Consider the following 15,193-nt stretch of genomic DNA (forward strand, 5'->3'; position numbering starts at 1 on the left):
AGCCAGTGTCTCAAGTTACAAATCATGTTCTTGCAACATTTATCCGCCAAAAACTAGCCCTAGCCATTGTAGTTCCAGAGGCAGAAAATCGCCTTAAACGTGGTTACGTAGATAATACAGAGCTATACGAACATTTGGGGTCAAGTCTTGCACCTTGCCCCGATATTTCAGTGTTCGGACAAACCATTAGTTTTGAATGAATTTGTAGCGTTTTTTTGTTAGTTATTTGATTTTATATACATTTTTTCTGATTTTGTGGGGCACGGGTCAAGACTTGCCCCTGAGGTATTCTTTTTCTTTCGGTTGTAGCTTGTATAGGCAGTAGGGTAGAAGGCAAAACCTGCCCTGAAATTTTATATAAAAAGGAGTTTTGTAGATGGTAACTAAATCGACCCGAGTGAGAACTATTTTAGCGGTGTCTTTATTGGGGCTTGCTGTTGCTGGCGGCTACGGATATACGAAATATAGCTATGCAAGAACGGTATCCAGCGAAATAGCTAGTTTGAAGTCATTTGATAAAGAAAAAATAGAATTAATTGCGGTTCAGGCATCAGAAAAAACCTTCACTTTGCAATTGAGCATTTCAGGGATCACTTCAACTGCGGAAAACATTGAAACTATTAAATCCTATTATGATGATTTAGCAGTAAATTACGCCTGTGGCAGCTCAAGTTTCAAAAATCAATTTGATGAAGGTTATCAGGTCAGTTTTGACATTAAATACTCAGAGCAGCCTGATATGACGTTCAAAAAAACCTATGTTTCGAAAGAACAATGCGCAAGAGCTCAGATATAACAAGTTACTTAGTTCTAGCCAATAATTGCGTAGCTACAACTGGTGTACCAACGGGGTTAAGTCTTGCCCCGCGTCCCATTATTCGAGCTATTTTCCGTTAAATTTTCTGGTCTTTTTCCTCAAACTCATAGAAGCTGAATCAGCCTGGTATTTTAGGCGCAAGACAAGGACTGACGCTACAGGCGTTCAAAGTCAGTTCGCACGCTTATGCAAAGCTGTATGTGCAGAGAACACTAATCAACACTGCTATTGATGAGGTTTACTATGCCAAAAAGTCTATTGATAAGCTCAATCTTTGCACTCTTATTATCGAGCACTCACGCCTTAGCTAATGAAGCCTGCTTGCTTGAAACCAATGCGGATTTTATGGGGGTAAAGCTGGATATTAAAGACTGCATACAAAATGCAGGTATGGCGACTACTGATTTTAAAGCTCAATGTGAGGGCTTGTCGCAAGCTGTGGTTTCTATGGGGGGGGCCAGCGGCCAAGATTAGTTATTTATCCAGCTGCCCTGAGCCGTTTCAGGCGAAATGTGATCATTCAAACACCGCACAAACTGTCTTTTTTTACTATAAACGATCGGCTGATGAAGCGGCAGGGCTCGAATCCAGCTGTGGGCTTATGCAAGGGAAGTATACAAAAGGGACATTATAGTAAAGGTGAGCGGCCCAGCGTATTCATGGCGCGCGGCACAGCTCTTAGGGCCTGGCGGTAGCGCCAGTGACAACACCTGTATCCAGCAGGTTGTTGATGCTGTTGTTTCATCATGCTTAACCAGAAGCTGACAGTAAAAAAGTGAAATGCGGTAAAAGTTACTTTACTGTTAATGATGTGTAGCATCTTTCGGGCTTTTTTCTATACTGAGATCAGCTTTTGTTAAATCTGCAAGGAGCTGATGATGGAAGACAGTATAGAACTGATGTTTATCATGTTGGTGGCGCTTTGCCTTTATGTGTTGGTGTTACATTTTGAGCATAAAAAGCAATTGTTTATGCTGCAGGCCAAACTTGATTTATTACTTAACCAGCAAGGACTGAAGTTTGACTGGCTAGAGCAGTTACCGGAAAAGCTACGTCAACAATTGCTTCAGGTGAAAGAAAGAGAAGGGATTTGGCTGATACGTCAGGAGACAGGTTTGGATGTGATGGATGCTAAGGCTTTGCTTGATCAATACAAACAACAACATTCCGATCACACTAAAGCCACGTAGCCCTGCGAAGAGGGCTCAGGAGCTGACTACTCGCAAAGCCGGTAACCAACCCCGGCTTCAGTTTTCAGATGCCGTGGCGCCGACGGATTGTCTTCCAGTTTTTGCCGTAGCTGCGCCATATGTACGCGAATATATTCGGGCCTGTCCTGGTAATGCTCGCCCCAAACCTGCTGCAAAATCTGATTATGTGTCAAAGCTGAACCTAAGTAGCGCACCAGCAACAATAAAATATCGTATTCGGTTTTGGTCAGGTGCACTTGTTCACCCGCTTTGGTGACGACACGTTGTACCGGATCCAGCTTAATATCGGCAAAAGCTAAAGGCTTAGCGGTTTTTTGTTGTTGTCGTAATGCGGCCCGAACCCGGGCTAGCAATTCAGCTGAACTAAAAGGTTTGGTGACATAGTCATTCGCGCCAGAGTCTAACGCCCGCACTTTGTCCTGTTCTTTACCCCGGGCAGAGATGACTATCACCGGCACTTCGGACCAGCTGCGCAGTTGTTGTAACCACTCAATGCCATCCATATCGGCTAAGCCTAAATCCAACAGAATTAAATCAAAACTATGTTCTTTTAACAGCGCGAAGCCGTGTTGGCCTTCGGCATGAAGCTGGCATTGATAACCCTGACTTTGCAGCAGCGTCTGTAAAAAGCTTTGTAAGCCTGGGTCGTCTTCAAGCACCAATAAACGTACGGTATTGGTTGTGGTATTTAGCATAGTGGCCACTCCAAGACTGCCGTTACTTTTTCTGATGCTGAGTCAGTGTGTAATTCAAATTTGCCTTGATGCAAAGCGGCCACTGCCTGACAAATATTAAGCCCTAAACCATGGCCTTTATCACGGGCTGCGGGGGCAACAGACTTGAGGCCGTTACTTAACCGGACAAAACAGTGCGAGGCGGTTTGTCCGATAGTTAACTCAAAAGGTGCAGCACCGTAACGCAAGGCATTTTCCAGCATATTGGCTAAGGCTATCTCCAGCAGCTCTAAATCACCTTTTAAAGGTGTCGCTGCGTTACAAATTAAATAAGTGCTGAGTTCTGCTGCTTGGTCGCCACGCCTGGCCAAAGCACCAGCCACTAAATCGTCGGAACTGAAATCGCAGTGCTGAATACGATGAGTGCTCAGTTGGGCTTTGCTCAGCTCCAGTACCTTTTCAAAATGCTGATTTAAAATCTGGCTTTGCTGGTAAATATTCTGCGCTTGCTGCTGACGTTGTTCTGTACTCAGTTGCAACTGTGGATCGGCCAGCATACTGGACGCGCCCATAATGGTGGCCAAAGGGGTGCGTAAATCGTGGGATAACGAGCGTAACAACATAGCTTTTTGTTGTTCCAGCTGAGCTTTGACTCTGTCCTGCTGCGCTTTTTCACTCAGTTCCAGCCTGGCATAACTTTGCGCCAATAACGACTGTGCTGTATGCAATAAAGTTGGGTGGCTGGATAAAAAACACTCTGGCACTACAATCCAGGCTACAGCCGGAGCACCCACCGCAAGCAACGCTTGCTCAGTGGTTACTTGCGGCTGTGGCCCCGCAACAAGTTGCACTGAGGCCCCTAAACGACGACTTAATAATTTGGCTGTGTAAGCGCATTGTTTTTGCCAGTCCTGCCTTTGGCCTAAACCTTTGGCCAGCATATACATGCCACGGGTTTGAGACATGGCATAACGCAAGCGTTTGACTTGTTGTTTTGAGCGGTCAGACAGCAGACTTATCAGCAAACCCAGCAACACCATCACCACAAAACTGATCAAGAAACTGGCATCGTGTACATCAAAAGTGTAATAGGGCGGTACAAAACACCAGTTCAGCACAAGCACTGACACTAAGGTGGTTAAACTGGCCCAGCGCCAGCCGTATTGTTGCGCCTGCCAGGCTACCCACAACAATTGCAGCATGGCGACATCTGTTGGGCTTATCCAGTCACGCAGCGGTAAACACAGCAGTATGATGACGAGTGGAAGTAGAAAGGTTCCGGCCAGCTCTTGCACGTAACGCAGTGTCCATAATTTGGCCATCTTAGTACCGCCAATAGGAAGGAGTAAACAAAATGAGTAAGGTCAAAATTTCCAGTCGTCCCAATAACATGCCTAAACACAACCACCATTTGGCCGCATCCGGCAAAGTCGAAAAATTACCAGCAGGGCCAATAATACTGCCAAGGCCAGGGCCGACGTTGGCCACAGCCGTTGCAGCTCCCGTCACTGCGGTAACTAAGTCCAGCTCACAAAAGGATAACGCCATAGCGATAAAGGCTATGGTAGCAAAATAGATAAAACAAAAGGCTAAAACGTTACCTAACAACTGGTCATCCACTTTTTTGCCGCCATAACTTTGGCTCCAGACAGCTTTGGGATGCACCAGCAATTTTAATTGTTTAATCAGTAACATAGCAGCTAATTGAATACGGAATATTTTCAAACCACCGGACGTAGAACCCGAACAAGCGCCAGCAAAAGTTAAGTAAAAAAACATCATAATGGCCATATTGCCCCAGACCGTGTAGTCCTCTGAGGCATAACCGCAGGTGGTGATAATGGAGACTACATTAAACAGGCTATGGGTGAGAGCATCAAATACGGCTCTGTCGTTATGCACCACCTGATAGACAGTCAGCAGCACACTGCAAAACAATACTATGGCAACAAAAGCCCGTACCTGAGGATCGCGCCACAAAGAGGTTTTATCGCCTTTGGCCAAACTTACAAAAAGCACAAAAGGCATAGCAGCCAGCATCATAAAGAAACTGCTAAACCAGAAAATTTGCGGCGAGTCTTTGTAAATGCCAAAAGAGGAATCGTAGTTGGCAAAACCACCTGTAGCTACAGTTGTCATGGCATGAGTAATAGCGTCAAAGCCTGTCATTCCAGCCAGATAATAGGTGGTCATAGTGCAGGCGGTCAGAACCAGATAGACAAAGCCAATAGCGGCGGACAGGGTAGAGCTACGCGGTAAAATTTTATCTGAAGTATCCGAGTTTTCGGTTTTAAATAACCGCATGCCGCCAATTTTCAGCGCAGGTAAAATGGCAATCGCCATCACAATAATACCTATACCTCCCATCCAGTTCAGTACAGCGCGCCAGAATAAAACACCTTTGGGCATGTTATCTAACCCGGCAAATACGGTGGAGCCTGTGGTGGTGACAGCGGAGACGGTTTCAAACACTGCGTCTGTTAAACTACAGTTGGGTACGATAAGCCATAACGGAATGGCCGAAAACACGCAAAGCGCCAGCCAGCTTAAGGTCGTCAGTAAAAACAATTGCCGGTGTTTAATATCTTTGGCATCTCGGCCTTTGTACACCAATGTATAACCCAGAGATGCGGTAAAAACAGCAGAGCCCAAAAACACCCAAAAGCTGCTTTCGTTATAAATAATGGATACCGCCATAGCCAGCAGCTTGACCGCAGATAACATCAGCAACAAATGCCCTAAAACTCTGTACATCAGGTAACGACTTGAGCTTTTTACTGCAGAACCCAACACCAAAGTGGCGGCCATAAAATTTTATCCGGCTTTAAACAACCATTGAATTTTAAAGCTTTGGCTCAGGGCAGGTTATAAAGATTGTATAAGGATTTATCATCATCGTACTTAAAGCTGCTACTCCAATTACTTAGGGAAACTGGAAATAGTCTCATGATACCCTGGTGCAGATGGATGGGCCGGGACAAGCCATGGCCCGACACCCAAACCTGAAAAGGTTTATCCACGCCCGCAGATTGTTACAACTGCCCCTTTAAGTAGGCCACAACACTACGCGCCAGCGGGCTATGTTCATATCCACCTTCGAGCATAGAGACTAAGCGGCCACTGCAATGCTGGTCTGCAATCTGTTTCAACTGCTGGCCTAACCATAAATAATCCAGTTCTGTTAGTTTCATCTGGCCCATATCATCTTCCATATGCGCATCAAAACCAGCGGACACCAATACCAACTCTGGCTGAAACTCGTGCATCAAAGGCAGCCATTCCTGCGTAAAACGCTGTTGATACAAAACGCCAGTAGTGCCAGCGGCCAAAGGCATTTTGACAATAGAGGGTGAATGACTGACAGGGTCAGTGTAGGGGTAAAACGGGTGCTGAAAAGAGGAAAAAAATTTGACTCTGGGCTCCTGCTGAAAAATATCTTCAGTGCCATTGCCATGGTGCACATCAAAATCGACAATCAGCACGCGCTGCAACTGATACTGCTGCATGGCATAAGCAGCGGCTATGGCGATATTATTAAACATACAAAAGCCTTTGGCGGCTTTGTATTCCGCATGATGACCAGGCGGTCGTATTAAACAAAAGGCCTGAGTGTCTTGCTGTTGCATCACCGCATCTACTGCATTAATGCCAGAACCTGCTGAATACAAAGCGGCGTTGAGTGATTTTGCATTGGCCTGTGTATCATCATCCAGCCAGATATGGCCAGTATCTGGCACTGCATCAAAAACATGATCAACATAAGCAGGGCAATGGGCTAAACATAATTGCTCACGAGTGGCTGGACTGGCGTCGCGTTGTTGCACCACAAATTCCAGACCGGAACTTAACAGCTGATCTTGTACGGCGTGAATACGGGATGCGGCTTCCGGATGATCGTGACCTACGTCGTAGGACAAACAACGGCCATGACTGAAGATAACTAAACTCATTGGCTACTTCTCTGGTTCAGCCACTTTTAACAGCAGCTCTAAATAAACTTCATCCGGGTCGCCACTGGCGATACGCTTAAAACCGGCTTTTTCAAACACCTTTTGCATCGGTTTGTTGTCGGCTCTTACATAAGCTAGCATGCGGTTGAGTTCGCGCATTCTGGCTATTTTGATCATTTCTTCCAGCAGACGTTTAGCCATGCCTTTGCCGTGTTGTTTTTCCCGGGTTACAAAAGCCACTTCAGCGCTATTGTCGGTTTCATTCAGGTAATAACGGCCTACAGCCTGAATTTCCAGCACTGAGCCTTGTTGTTTGACAATACAAAGCGCCAAATCGCGGGACTGATCGACACTGACTAAAGTACAGGACTTCTCCCGGCTCATTTGTTTGGGATGGTGGTTGTACCGCAACAGCAAGGTTTCTTTAGTATGGGAGTAAAAAAACTCCTGCAAACGGCGTTCGTCAGCAGGGTTTAAGGCTCGCAAATCAAACTGCTCCCCGGCTATGGTTAAGGTTTTTACGCCTACTTTGCCAAGCTCGACCACATCTTTAGGATAGTCTTTTTGATAATGCGGTACCCAGTAACGGGTTCGCACCTCATCCAGCAGTTGTTTACGAAACTTAGGATGAGCAACACGAATTAGTTCCAGCGCGCGTTCGCGGATACTTTTACCTCGCAGTGAGGCGACGCCAAATTCAGTCACCACATAATGCACATGGCCACGAGAGGTAACCACGCCGCCACCTTCGGTGATAGTGGCGACTATGCGTGAGACTGTGCCGTTTTTAGCCGTAGAAGGCAGCGCAATAATAGGTTTGCCACCTTTGCTCATTGAGGCTCCGCGGCTGAAATCAACCTGACCACCAATGCCGCTGTAAAATTTGTGACCAATCGAATCCGACACCACCTGGCCTGTTAAGTCGACTTCTATGGCGCTGTTAATCGCAATCATGGCGTCGTTACGGGCTATATTGGTTGGCGAATTAACATATTCGCTGGGGTAAAACTCGACATGAGGGTTGCCATCAACAAAGTCGTACAAGGCTTTGCTACCCATACAAAAACTAGTGACTGTTTTGCCTGGGTGAAAGGTTTTCTTTCTGTTGTTGATCACGCCTTTAGTGATCAATTCCATCACTCCGTCTGAAATCACTTCAGAGTGCACACCTAAATCTTTGTGATTACCGAGATAACGTAAAACAGCCTCAGGAATTTTACCTATGCCGAGTTGCAAGGTCGCGCCATCTTCAATCAGCATCGATACATACTGACCAATACGTTCTGTGACTTCATCCAGTTGTGGCGCCGGTAATTCAGGCAAATCTTCGGCTTGTTCAATAAAGGCGTGAATTTGGCTTTGATGAATAAAAGTGTAGCCATTGGTGCGCGGCATCTTAGGGTTAATTTGCGCTATCACTGTTTTCGCTGAACGCACAGCAGCGGATACGGCATCTACAGAGACGCCCAAGGAGCAATAACCAAACGCATCGGGCGGGCTCACCATCACCAAAGCCGCATCTAACGGCAGAATTTCATTTTTAAAAAGCGCCGGGACTTCAGATAAAAAACAAGGGGTGTAGTCAGCTCGCCCTTCAGCGACGGCGCTGCGGACTTTGTCACCGGCAATAAATAACGCATTGATTTTAAATAAGTCGCTGTATCGTTGTTCTGCCCAGCAGTTATCCGCCAGCACCATCAGTTGCACCAGCTCTATATCATGCAGGTTTTTACTGCGCGCCATTAAATCGGCGAGCAATGCCTGAGGCGCGGCGGCGTGGGAGCCAATAAAAATACGATTACCGGATTGCAGCAGTGCACTCCAGTCTAGCGATTTTGCCGGCGATTTATCTGATGTTTTGGCCATACGGCATCCTTTTTCTTCAGCTTGTCAGAATACAACTGATTTGTCAGTGCGACTTAAGTCGATTTTGCCTGGCGCAATTCCTCTGCCAATATCCGCCAAAATTCTTCATCCAGACACTGTGCCACATTAAGCCGCGTGTACTGATCAGCATCGGGCAGGGTGCTGAACTGTGAGCCCGGTGCCAATACTACCTGACGTTGCTGTAAGCGTTCAGACAATAGACTACTACTAACGCCTGCCGGCAGTTTGACCCAACACAAAAAACCTGCCGATGGCTCTGCCCATAACTGACACTCCAATTGTTTTAATTTCGAAAATACCAGACTGCGAGCCTGCTGCAAGCGACGTTTTAACTGTTCCAGATGACGGCGATAACCGCCACCTGTTAGCAGTACGTGCACCAAACGCTCCATGGTATTAGAGGTGGATATGCCGCTGATGAGTTTTAAATCAGTCAGGGCAGCAATAGTAGCGGGCGCTGCAGCAATAAAACCTACCCGCACATCAGCAGACAATGTTTTCGACATACTACCCACATAGATGATTTCAAAGCCATTGTTCGATTGGAACCCCGCCATTGAGGTGTAACGCGATACCGGCTGGGTTTCAAAATCAGCGTAAATATCGTCTTCAATCAATAAGCACTGATGCTGTTGCAGCAGTTGCAACACGGCAAAAGCACGGGCCGGCTGGATACTTAAAGACACAGGGTTCGACAGCACTGAATTGGTTAAATAGGCCCTGGGTTTAAATTGCTGCACCAGGCGCTGCATGACAACTAAATCTGGCCCTTCTTTAGTGCGGGGCACCACCAGCAGCTGCACCTGATGCAAACGCAACAAAGCAAAGAAGTTATAAAAGCCTGGGTCGTCCACCATCACCCAATCGCCTGGTTTCAGATGTAAACGAAACACCAAGTCAAGCGCATGAGAGGCGCTGTAGGTCAGCAGAATGTGTGCCGGTTCAGTGGTAATAGATAGCTGAGCTAAACGCTGAGTGAAATACTGACGCAACGGAAAATAGCCCTGAGCTGGACCATAGTCGGTTAAAGACTGAGGCTGGCGCGCCAATTCACGCATTGCCTGGCGTATTTCCTGATCCGGCATCCAATCCGGTGATAACCAACCTGCAGATGCTTTGATCCAATGGGGTTCTCTCAGCAGTGTCTGGCGCATCAGAGCAACATCCTGCTGTCTGCTACTTTGGCTGGCACTGGATTCCAGTTGTTGTTGCTGTTGTTCGGTTAACCGGCTGACGTAAACGCCACTGCCGGGCTGAGAGCGGACTAAACCAGAGGCTGAGAGCTTTTCATAGAGTTCTGCCACAGTAAATTTACTGATCGCTAAATGCGCAGCTAAAAGCCGGATGGAAGGCAGCCTTGCACCTGCTGCCCAGCGGCCAGATTGAATAGCCTGCTGTGCCTGTAGATACAACTGACTGCTAAAACTTTCTTTGCTGGCTTTATCCAGTTGCCACTGCGCTAATGCAATTGTCATGGAGTTTTTACCTGTACAGTCAAGTAAGCTTTCATGCCAACTGTCCTGATTGTCATGGTTATAAGCTTTGTATACTAACTGAAGTTGGCTGACTGTCCAGCCGCTTCTAGGAGTATTTGTCATGTCCGTAGTCTCTCCTTCACCACAAGATCAAAGCAGCTCGCCGTTTTGGCAAAAGCCATTGGTGCAAGGCTTGTGGTTTGGCAGTTTAGGCATGCTGATGTTCTCTGCAGGTTTACCTGCAACACGAATTGCCGTGCTTGATATGCCGCCGGTTTTTGTTGGCGCGGGCAGGGCTTTAATAGCAGCACTTTTGGCTTTGCTATTGCTGCTGGTGACCAGACAAAAATTACCTAGCACAAAACAGTGGTATGGGCTGTCATTGGTGGCTTTGGGCTCTGTTTTTGCTTATCCGGTGTTATCTGCTTTGGCGTTGCAACAGGTCGGAGCCAGCCACGGTATTCTGGTGACCAGTGTGATGCCACTTTTTACCGCCTTTTTTGGCGCATATTTAACTAAACAATGGCCACGCATTGGCTTTTGGCTGTTTGCACTGCTGGGGGCTGCTTGTGTTGCGCTTTATGCGTTACAGCACAGCACTGGCCCTTTTCAGCTCGCTGATGGTTATCTGGTGTTAGCGAGTTTTTTATGCGGTTTTAGTTATGCCAAAGGGGCTATTTTATCCAAAGAGCTCGGCAGCTGGCAGGTGATCTGCTGGGCACTGGTGATGTCCATTCCAGTTCTGCTGCCCTGGGTCTGGGCTTATCAGCCTGATTATGCTGCTGTATCCTTGCAATCCTGGCTGGCGCTGGGCTATCTGTCGGTCTTTACCATGTTTATCGGTTTTTTCTGCTGGTACAAAGGCTTAGCTATCGGCGGCATTGCGAAAGTCAGTCAATTGCAGCTGTTATCGCCTTTTAGTGGGCTGGCCTTGTCTGCGCTATTGCTAGCTGAACCACTGCAATGGATCCACTGGATATTGGCATTGACTGTGGTGGGATGCATAGCTTTAGGTCGCCGTTTTGGCTGATCACACTAAAAGCATCACGTATACCCAAGTAACTTGGAGTTGTGGCGAGGCGACAAGCCATTGAGACCCCAGGAGCATAGTAAACCTATGTGACTGGGGCGAAATGGCGCAGTCAACAAAGCTGCAGCTTCAAGGACGACGGGTATAAAACAGAGATACTTTGAGTTTAGCGTCAAAAAAGCGTATAGTGGCGCGCTATTTTTGGGGCTTTGCTGGAAGGTTTGATACCAACAGCATAGCTTGTATATGACTCTTTGTTGGATCAAAAACACTGTGATTTCTACCGCAAATATTACGATGCAATTTGGCGCTAAGCCGCTTTTTGAAAATATCTCCGTTAAATTCGGCGACGGCAACCGCTATGGTTTGATTGGCGCCAACGGCTGCGGTAAATCAACCTTTATGAAGATCCTCAGCAAAGAGTTAGATCCGAGCTCGGGCAACGTTTTTGTTGAACCGAATCACCGCGTAGCTAAGTTGCACCAGGATCAGTTCGCTTTCGAGCAATACACTGTAATCGACACAGTGATCATGGGTCATGCTGAATTGTGGAAAGTAAAAGAAGAGCGTGATCGTATCTACGCTGATCCAAATATGAGCGAAGAAGACGGTATGCGTGTCGCCGACTTAGAAGTCGCTTTTGGTGAAATGGATGGCTACAGCGCCGAATCCCGTGCTGGCGAATTATTGATAGGCGTGGGTATCCCGGTTGAACAGCATTTTGGCCTGATGTCTTCTGTGGCTCCGGGCTGGAAACTGCGGGTGTTATTGGCTCAGGTGTTATTTGCCGACCCTGAAATCATGTTACTGGACGAACCGACCAACAACTTAGATATCAATACTATCCGTTGGTTAGAAGAAGTCCTCGCTGAACGTAACAGCACCATGGTTATCATTTCGCACGACCGTCACTTCTTAAACAGCGTTTGTACTCATATGGCTGACTTAGACTACGGCGAGCTGCGTGTTTACCCAGGTAACTACGACGAATACATGACAGCTGCCACTCAGGCGCGTGAACGCTTATTGTCTGATAACGCCAAGAAAAAAGCTCAGATAGCCGAACTGCAAACCTTCGTCAGTCGTTTCTCTGCCAACGCATCTAAAGCGCGTCAGGCTACTTCACGTGCTAAACAAATTGATAAAATTCAGCTGGCTGAAGTCAAAGCCTCCAGCCGGGTGAACCCATTTATCCGTTTTGATCAGCAAAAGCAGCTGTACCGTTTAGCCTTAGAAGTGACTGAATTAAACAAGAGCTTTGATGATCTGCACGTTCTGAAAAACCTTGATCTGACCATTGAAGTCGGGGAGAAGGTCGCGATTCTTGGTACCAACGGTATAGGTAAAACCACCTTCTTAAAATGTTTAGTCGGCGATTTAACTGCTGACAAAGGCATAGTAAAGTGGTCTGAAAACGTCAACATTGGTTATTACGCTCAGGACCATGAATACGAGTTTGAAGGCGCTCAAAAAGATATGACGCTGTTTAGCTGGATGAGCCAGTGGAAACAGCCTTCAGATGATGAACAGGCTATCCGTGGTATTTTAGGCCGTTTATTGTTTTCTCAAGATGACATTGCCAAACCAACACGAGTGTTGTCAGGCGGGGAAAAAGGCCGGATGTTATTTGGTAAGCTGATGCTGCAACGGCCAAATATTCTGGTGATGGACGAACCTACCAACCACTTGGATATGGAATCCATTGAATCTTTGAACATGGCGCTTGAGATGTACAAAGGCACGCTGATTTTTGTCAGCCACGACCGTGAATTTGTATCCTCATTGGCGACCCGTATCGTTGAAATGACGGACAGCGGCGTTCGTAACTTCGCTGGTACTTACGAAGATTACTTAGTACAGCAAGCAGAATTGGCTGCTCGTTCGTAACAACAGCGCTAATGTTGTAAGCTAAGAAGCCGGTCTGAACACCGGCTTTTTTACTTTTGAGCGAGGACTTATTCCTAATGACTGAATGGCAGACAGTGGCTGATCTGGTTAGTAGCCTGCGGACCATAGACTTTAGTCAACGGCTGGCGGCTTTTCTTAAAACAGAGTTGCATTGTGACCAACTCCTGTTGTTGGGCTGCAGAACCGATAAACATCCGATTTATTTGTACGACTGCATAAATACGAAACGGGAGTTTTTGTTTCATCACTATTTAATGGATTCATACCTGCAAGACCCTTTTTATCTTCGTGCTCAACAAGCGACTGACGACGGATTATGGCGTTTGCAGGATCTGTTTGATTCGACTAAAGCCCGTAAAAGCTACCAGACGCTCTTTACCGAAAAGACCGGTTTGCATGATGAGTTCTGCCTGAGTTTTAAGCTGGAATCAAACCGCTGGGTTGTTCTGTTTATCGGTTATCGCGAACCCAACCAGGCCCGTTATCAAATCAGCTATGAAATACTGGCACGACTGCAAGGTCTACTCAGCGCTTTAGTTCGCCAGCATTGGGGTCATGACAGCTTTGTTGTATCCAGCGCTTCGTCGGACAAAACCGGCCTACAGCATCAACTGAGCCTGGCTTTTTCCTGTTTTGGTCAGCAGTTACTGACAGACAAAGAGCAGCAAATTGCCTGTTTGTTACTGCAGGGTTTTGATTCAGAGGATATAGCCCAGCAGCTGCACATTAGCGCTGGTACGGTCAAAAACCATCGAAAAAAAATTTACGCTAAACTGCAAATCGGCTCATTAAGCGAGTTATTCCAGTTGTTTCTCACTCATCTGCTGGTCAGCTAAAATGCCTTTCTTATCCCTTTAGGGACATGCCTTTTTCTGCTCCTGAACTTTAAACTGCTACTTTTCACATATATGCAAAAAGAGCGCAGCCAATGACAACAGCAGTCAGCAAGACTCCATTAGTAGAGGATTTACAACAGCGTGGACTGATAGCCCAAAGTTCCGCGCCAGAACTCTTACATGACTTTTTAAGCAGCAGACAAAGCTTGTACTGTGGTTTTGATCCTACAGCGGGCAGCTTACATATAGGTCACTTGGTTCCTCTGTTGATGCTAAAACGTTTTCAGGATGCAGGCCATCACGTAATAGCGTTAATAGGCGGGGCTACAGGTTTTATAGGCGATCCGAGTTTTAAATCGACGGAACGGAGTTTAAACGACCCCCAAAGAGTTAAAGTCTGGACCGAACAGCTTGGCAGCCAAATCATTGCGTTGCTGCAACCTGTATTATCCGAACCGCTGCAACTGGTCAATAATGCAGACTGGCTGTCGACGCTGGATGTTATTAGTTTTTTTCGAGATGTCGGTAAACATTTTTCAGTCAATGCCATGATGCGGAAAGAATCAGTACGCCAGCGGCTGGAGCGACCTGATCAGGGTATTTCATTTACAGAATTCAGTTACAGCCTGTTGCAGTCTTATGATTTTGCCATGTTAAACCAACGTTTTGGCTGCACTTTGCAGATAGGTGGCAATGATCAGTGGGGCAATATAGTGGCAGGTATCGACCTGACCCGCAGATTAAACAATACCAAAGTGGAAGGTTTAACATTACCGCTGATCACCAAAGCGGATGGCACTAAGTTTGGCAAAACCGAGTCTGGCACAATCTGGCTAGATAAAAGCAAAACATCGCCCTACAGCTTTTACCAGTTTTGGTTAAATACCGACGATAAAGATGTGTACAACATGCTGCGTTACTACAGTTTTTTAAGTTGCGATGAGATAGTAGCTCTGGAGCAAGCGGATCGCAACTCCGGCAGCAAACCTCAGGCTCAGCGTATTCTAGCAGAGCAGGTGACCCGCTTTGTGCACGGTGAGGTAGGGCTGCAATCGGCAGAAAGGATCACCAAGGCCTTGTTTACAGGACAGCCGCAGCAACTGAGCTTAGCTGAATTACAGCAGTTGGAACTGGATGCTTTGCCCTGTGTCAATATATGCAGTAGTCTGACGCTTACTGAGACCATACAAAAGTCTGGATTGGCGTTATCCAAAAGTAAGGCCAGAGAGCTGATTAGCTCGAACGCAATCAGACTGAATGGTGAAATCATACAGCAGGATTCGACGATGTTGGAATTTGAGCTACTGCATGATCAGTTCTGGTTACTGCAACGAGGTCAAAAGCAGTTCTGTTTATTGAAAATTAGTCTGTAGCGTTTTGTCACTTGCATAGGTTCAAGGCATGA

General features: G+C 46.6%; 14 protein-coding genes. 8 read left to right on the top strand and 6 right to left on the bottom strand.

Annotation, left to right across the window (positions count from 1 at the left end; translation table 11 throughout):
• The 4 genes from WH43_RS20930 to WH43_RS17480 form a co-directional block, all read left to right on the top strand.
• Positions 1–200, top strand: a 200-nt coding sequence (locus tag WH43_RS20930) for a hypothetical protein (protein WP_286049995.1), incomplete at its 5' end; no start/stop codon positions are given.
• A gap of 176 nt (positions 201–376) precedes the next feature.
• Positions 377–796, top strand: a complete 420-nt coding sequence (locus WH43_RS17470) for a hypothetical protein (RefSeq protein ID WP_053425856.1) — start codon at positions 377–379, stop codon at positions 794–796.
• 264 nt (positions 797–1,060) lie between these two features.
• Positions 1,061–1,291 (top strand): hypothetical protein, encoded by a 231-nt coding sequence (locus WH43_RS17475; RefSeq protein ID WP_152342889.1) that lies wholly within the window; start codon positions 1,061–1,063, stop codon positions 1,289–1,291.
• A gap of 404 nt (positions 1,292–1,695) precedes the next feature.
• Positions 1,696–2,007: a hypothetical protein gene (locus tag WH43_RS17480; protein WP_053425858.1), complete on the top strand. Its 312-nt coding sequence runs from the start codon at positions 1,696–1,698 to the stop codon at positions 2,005–2,007.
• A 26-nt stretch (positions 2,008–2,033) separates the two neighbouring features.
• Here WH43_RS17480 and WH43_RS17485 read toward each other — a convergent pair whose 3' ends face one another.
• From WH43_RS17485 to WH43_RS17510, 6 genes are all read right to left on the bottom strand, one after another.
• A complete protein-coding gene (locus WH43_RS17485) occupies positions 2,034–2,723 on the bottom strand; it encodes a response regulator transcription factor (protein WP_053425859.1) in 690 nt (229 codons plus the stop codon).
• The gene (locus WH43_RS17490) at positions 2,717–4,024 is read right to left on the bottom strand and encodes a sensor histidine kinase (RefSeq protein ID WP_053425860.1); all 1,308 of its coding nucleotides are present in this window, start codon (positions 4,022–4,024) and stop codon (positions 2,717–2,719) included. Before WH43_RS17490 ends, WH43_RS17485 begins: the two co-directional genes overlap by 7 nt.
• Before the next feature lies 1 nt (position 4,025).
• Positions 4,026–5,510 (bottom strand): TrkH family potassium uptake protein, encoded by a 1,485-nt coding sequence (locus tag WH43_RS17495; RefSeq protein ID WP_053425861.1) that lies wholly within the window; start codon positions 5,508–5,510, stop codon positions 4,026–4,028.
• Between the two features lie 224 nt (positions 5,511–5,734).
• Complete coding sequence (locus WH43_RS17500) at positions 5,735–6,652, bottom strand: histone deacetylase family protein (RefSeq protein WP_053425862.1); 918 nt, start codon at positions 6,650–6,652, stop codon at positions 5,735–5,737.
• Between the two features lie 3 nt (positions 6,653–6,655).
• On the bottom strand, positions 6,656–8,518 hold the full coding sequence (locus tag WH43_RS17505) for a GNAT family N-acetyltransferase (protein WP_053425863.1): 1,863 nt from the start codon (positions 8,516–8,518) through the stop codon (positions 6,656–6,658).
• Positions 8,519–8,571: 53 nt separating this feature from the next.
• Entirely contained in the window at positions 8,572–10,014 is a 1,443-nt protein-coding gene (locus WH43_RS17510; RefSeq protein WP_053425901.1) for an aminotransferase-like domain-containing protein, read from the bottom strand.
• Between the two features lie 121 nt (positions 10,015–10,135).
• On the opposite strand from WH43_RS17510, the gene WH43_RS17515 reads away from it, so the two are divergent.
• The 4 genes from WH43_RS17515 to tyrS all read left to right on the top strand — a co-directional run bounded on the left by WH43_RS17515 (position 10,136) and on the right by tyrS (position 15,161).
• Positions 10,136–11,044 (top strand): DMT family transporter, encoded by a 909-nt coding sequence (locus tag WH43_RS17515; RefSeq protein ID WP_053425864.1) that lies wholly within the window; start codon positions 10,136–10,138, stop codon positions 11,042–11,044.
• A 273-nt stretch (positions 11,045–11,317) separates the two neighbouring features.
• Positions 11,318–12,931: an ABC-F family ATPase gene (locus WH43_RS17520; protein ID WP_053425902.1), complete on the top strand. Its 1,614-nt coding sequence runs from the start codon at positions 11,318–11,320 to the stop codon at positions 12,929–12,931.
• 77 nt (positions 12,932–13,008) lie between these two features.
• Positions 13,009–13,788: a response regulator transcription factor gene (locus WH43_RS17525; RefSeq protein WP_053425865.1), complete on the top strand. Its 780-nt coding sequence runs from the start codon at positions 13,009–13,011 to the stop codon at positions 13,786–13,788.
• A 92-nt stretch (positions 13,789–13,880) separates the two neighbouring features.
• The gene (gene tyrS, locus WH43_RS17530) at positions 13,881–15,161 is read left to right on the top strand and encodes a tyrosine--tRNA ligase (RefSeq protein WP_053425866.1); all 1,281 of its coding nucleotides are present in this window, start codon (positions 13,881–13,883) and stop codon (positions 15,159–15,161) included.
• The last annotated feature ends 32 nt before the right edge of the window (positions 15,162–15,193 follow it).

The organism is Rheinheimera sp. KL1, from assembly GCF_001275035.1.
Classification (GTDB): Bacteria; Pseudomonadota; Gammaproteobacteria; order Enterobacterales; family Alteromonadaceae; genus Pararheinheimera; species Pararheinheimera tangshanensis.

What these genes read in the sequence shown, in the direction of transcription:
- tyrS (WP_053425866.1), top strand. Translation starts at nt 13,881, where the DNA reads ATGACAACAGCAGTCAGCAAGACTCCATTAGTAGAGGATTTACAACAG.
- WH43_RS17510 (WP_053425901.1), bottom strand. Translation starts at nt 10,014, where the DNA reads ATGACAATTGCATTAGCGCAGTGGCAACTGGATAAAGCCAGCAAAGAA.
- WH43_RS17500 (WP_053425862.1), bottom strand. Translation starts at nt 6,652, where the DNA reads ATGAGTTTAGTTATCTTCAGTCATGGCCGTTGTTTGTCCTACGACGTA.
- WH43_RS17525 (WP_053425865.1), top strand. Translation starts at nt 13,009, where the DNA reads ATGACTGAATGGCAGACAGTGGCTGATCTGGTTAGTAGCCTGCGGACC.
- WH43_RS17495 (WP_053425861.1), bottom strand. Translation starts at nt 5,510, where the DNA reads ATGGCCGCCACTTTGGTGTTGGGTTCTGCAGTAAAAAGCTCAAGTCGT.
- WH43_RS17505 (WP_053425863.1), bottom strand. Translation starts at nt 8,518, where the DNA reads ATGGCCAAAACATCAGATAAATCGCCGGCAAAATCGCTAGACTGGAGT.
- WH43_RS17515 (WP_053425864.1), top strand. Translation starts at nt 10,136, where the DNA reads ATGTCCGTAGTCTCTCCTTCACCACAAGATCAAAGCAGCTCGCCGTTT.
- WH43_RS17475 (WP_152342889.1), top strand. Translation starts at nt 1,061, where the DNA reads ATGCCAAAAAGTCTATTGATAAGCTCAATCTTTGCACTCTTATTATCG.
- WH43_RS17480 (WP_053425858.1), top strand. Translation starts at nt 1,696, where the DNA reads ATGGAAGACAGTATAGAACTGATGTTTATCATGTTGGTGGCGCTTTGC.
- WH43_RS17490 (WP_053425860.1), bottom strand. Translation starts at nt 4,024, where the DNA reads ATGGCCAAATTATGGACACTGCGTTACGTGCAAGAGCTGGCCGGAACC.
- WH43_RS17485 (WP_053425859.1), bottom strand. Translation starts at nt 2,723, where the DNA reads ATGCTAAATACCACAACCAATACCGTACGTTTATTGGTGCTTGAAGAC.
- WH43_RS17470 (WP_053425856.1), top strand. Translation starts at nt 377, where the DNA reads ATGGTAACTAAATCGACCCGAGTGAGAACTATTTTAGCGGTGTCTTTA.